At 68.3% G+C, this 3,133-nt stretch carries 5 protein-coding genes; all 5 read left to right on the forward strand.

The window, feature by feature from the left end; all coding sequences use genetic code 11:
• Nucleotides 1–845 (forward strand): SDR family NAD(P)-dependent oxidoreductase (locus Q8Q88_RS05375; RefSeq protein WP_305674172.1); only part of this gene is annotated, 845 nt, incomplete at its 5' end.
• Nucleotides 842–1,588, forward strand: coding sequence for an SDR family oxidoreductase (locus Q8Q88_RS05380; protein ID WP_305674173.1), 747 nt, complete (start codon nt 842–844; stop codon nt 1,586–1,588). The genes Q8Q88_RS05375 and Q8Q88_RS05380, both read left to right, overlap by 4 nt.
• Before the next feature lie 78 nt (nt 1,589–1,666).
• A complete protein-coding gene (locus tag Q8Q88_RS05385; protein ID WP_305674174.1) occupies nt 1,667–2,020 on the forward strand; it encodes a helix-turn-helix transcriptional regulator in 354 nt (117 codons plus the stop codon).
• Nucleotides 2,004–2,468, forward strand: a complete 465-nt coding sequence (locus tag Q8Q88_RS05390) for an SRPBCC domain-containing protein (protein ID WP_305674175.1) — start codon at nt 2,004–2,006, stop codon at nt 2,466–2,468. The genes Q8Q88_RS05385 and Q8Q88_RS05390 overlap by 17 nt, the downstream gene beginning before the upstream one ends.
• Nucleotides 2,465–2,869: a GFA family protein gene (locus Q8Q88_RS05395; protein ID WP_305674176.1), complete on the forward strand. Its 405-nt coding sequence runs from the start codon at nt 2,465–2,467 to the stop codon at nt 2,867–2,869. The genes Q8Q88_RS05390 and Q8Q88_RS05395 overlap by 4 nt, the downstream gene beginning before the upstream one ends.
• Nucleotides 2,870–3,133 lie beyond the last annotated feature (264 nt).

The raw sequence follows: 3,133 nt of genomic DNA on the forward strand, positions 1-3,133 counted from the left end.
AGACCGCCTTCATCACCGGCGGTGCAAGCGGCCTGGGGCTGGCCATGGCCTACGCCCTGGGGGAGGCTGGCATGAACATCATGCTGGCCGACATCGAGGAGGCGCCGCTGAAGGCCGCCGTCGCCGACCTGCAGGAATGCCAGATCCGCGCCGCCAGCGTGATCTGCGACGTCGCCGACCGCAAGGCCGTGGAGGCCGCCGCGGCCAGGACCATCGAGGCCTTCGGCAAGGTGCATCTGGTGGCCAACAACGCCGGCGTCGGCGTCGGGGGGCCGATCGGTCAGGTGAAGCCCGTCGACTGGGACTGGATCGTGGCGGTGAACCTGATGGGGGTGGTCTATGGCATGGAGGCCTTCCTGCCCCACGTCCGCGCCCACGGGGAGGGCGGCTGCTTCATCAACACCGCCTCGATGGCGGGCCTCATCTCCCCGCCCGGCATGGAGCCCTATAGCGCCACCAAGTACGCGGTGGTCGCCATGTCGGAGGGCTGGATGCGCCAGCTGGCGCCGGAGAACATCCATGTGGCCGTGCTCTGCCCGGGCTTCGTGAAGACCAAGATCAACCAGTCGGGCCGCGCCCGCCAGGCTCAGTACGGCGGGCCGACTGTGAGCGAGATCGTCGCGGATTCCGCCGTCGACAGCGGCATCGATCCGGAGCGGGTCGGCAAGCGGGTGCTGGAGGCCGTGCTGGCCAACGAGCCCTATATCTTCACCCACCCCGACATGCGCGGCCTGGTGCAGATGCGGTTCGCCGCGATCATGGCCGGCTTCGACGCCGCCGATGCGAGCCCAGCGCTGGAAGGCATGGACTATAAGACCCCCGACCTCTCGGCCGCCCAACCATGACCGTCCTGGTCACGGGCGGGACCAAGGGCATCGGCCTGGCCATCGCCAAGCGGCTGGCCCCGGTCCACGGTCGGGTGGTGTTGGCCTATCACAGCGACGAGGCGGCGGCCGAAGCCGCCCGCGCCGAGATCGCCGCCACCGGTGCGGCGGTCGATCTCGTCAGGGGCGACGTCGGGACCATCGAAGGTTCGGCGGCGCTGATCGGAGCCGTCGAGGGCCTGGGCCACGGCCTCAGCCACATCGTCCATTCCGCGGCGATGATCTACCCGACCACCCTGCTGGGCGCCGACCTCGTGCGGTTCCGCCAGGCGGTGGAGACCAACGGCCTGTCGCTGCTCTACCTGGTCCACGCCGCCCAGCACCTGCTGGGGCGCGGCTCCTCGGTGGTGTTCATCACCAGCATGGGCGCGCGGATCCCCTCGGCCAACTACGGGGCGCTCGGGGTCGGCAAGGCCCTCGCCGAGGCCATCGTCCGCTACCTGGTCGCCGAGCTGGCGCCGCGCGGGGTGCGGGTCAACGGGGTGGCGCCGGGCCTGGTCCACACCACCTCGGTGGCCGCCATGGTCGGCGGCGAGGAGGCCGCCCAGTCGGTGGTCGACCGCGCGGCCCGCTCCAATCCCTCCGGCCGCGCCAGCCGGGATGCGGACTACGCTTCTCTGGTCGAATACCTGCTCTCCCCCGAGGCGGAGTTCATCCAGGGCCAGGTCATCGCCGCCACCGGCGGGGTCGGGGTCATCGGCTGAATCGACAAAAACGAAAATAGAAAAGCCGTCGATTCAGTCGTTGCATTTAACGATTATGTTAATTAACATGTCCGTTAAATGGAAGCTCCCGACCACCTCAGCATCACCTTCGCGGCCCTGGCCGATCCGACCCGGCGAGCGATCCTCGCCCGGCTGGTCGAGGGGGAGACCTCGGTCTCCGACCTGGCCGAGCCCTTCGCCATCAGCCTTCCGGCCATCTCGCGGCACCTGAAGGTGCTGGAGCATGCCGGCCTGGTGACCCGTTCGCGCGAAGCCCAATGGCGGCCCTGCCGCCTGCGGGCGGGGCCGATGAAGGAGGTTAGCGACTGGCTGCTGCGCTATCGCCGGTTCTGGGAGGAGGGCTTCGACCAGATGGCGGCCTACATCGCCGAACTCAGAGACAAGGAGACCGACCGTGACGGGGACAATTGAGGCCGTCCAAGGCCACGAGTTGCTCATCGAGCGCACCTTCGACGCCTCGCCCGAGCTGGTCTTCCGCGTCTGGACCAGGCCCGAGCACCTGATGCGCTGGTGGGGCCCAAAGACCTTCACCACCGTGGCCTTCGAGATGGATTTCCGCGACGGCGGCGCCTACCGCGCCTGCATCCGCGACCCGGAGGGCGAGGACCACTGGATGTCGGGGGTCTATCAGGAGATCGTCCCGGCCAAGCGGATCGTCATGACCTTCCGCTGGGACGACGGCGCCTGGGACGGGCTCAACAACCTGATCACGGTCGGCTTCGAGGCCGCACCCGGCGGCCGCACCAGGTTCAGCTTCCACCAGGCCCCGTTCGCCGACCTCGCCACCCGCGACTCCCATGTGGGCGGCTGGACCGAATGCATCGACGGCCTGGCCGCCTATCTGGAGGTCGCCCAGTGAAGAAGACCTATCACGGCAGCTGCCACTGCCAGGCCGTGGCCTTCGAGGTCGACCTGGACCTGCAGGCCGGGACCAGCAAGTGCGACTGCTCGTTCTGCACCAAGAACCGCTACTGGAAAGCCTTCGCCCAGGCCAAGGATGTCCGGGTCCTCCAGGGCCAGGACCAGCTCACCGACTACCAATGGGGCCCGAAGCACCTGCATCTCTGGTTCTGCAAGCACTGCGGCGCCCGCCCCTACGGCACGGGCGAGCTGGAAGAGCTCGGCGGCGCCTTCTACGCCATCAACCTCGCCTGCCTGGACGATCTCGCCCCCGAGGAATGGGTCGCCGCCCCGGTCTTCGTCATGGACGGCCGCCACGGCGAGTACGAGCGCGAGGCCGACGTCCGCGGACACCTCTGAGGCTCAACTCTGCATCGACGGATGTCCTCCTCCTCTCCACCCGTCTTTGGGGGGAGAGGGTAGGGTGAGGGGGGCGTCTCCGCCGCATTGAGCTGTCGATAGGCCGGATTGCGCCGCTTCGCGCTGTGCAACCGGGATGATGGCTGACAGATCAGACCGGGTTGATGCCTGACAGAATCTGCTGGTTTGGGTCTTCCGGCGCGTAGCGCAGCCTATGGCGGAGCGGAGCGAAGCGCCGGAAGAGTCCCTGGCGGTCGATGAGAC

The organism is Phenylobacterium sp. (assembly GCF_030697925.1).
In the GTDB taxonomy this organism is placed as follows: Bacteria; Pseudomonadota; Alphaproteobacteria; order Caulobacterales; family Caulobacteraceae; genus Phenylobacterium.

What these genes read in the sequence shown, in the direction of transcription:
- Q8Q88_RS05385 (WP_305674174.1), top strand. Translation starts at nt 1,667, where the DNA reads ATGGAAGCTCCCGACCACCTCAGCATCACCTTCGCGGCCCTGGCCGAT.
- Q8Q88_RS05380 (WP_305674173.1), top strand. Translation starts at nt 842, where the DNA reads ATGACCGTCCTGGTCACGGGCGGGACCAAGGGCATCGGCCTGGCCATC.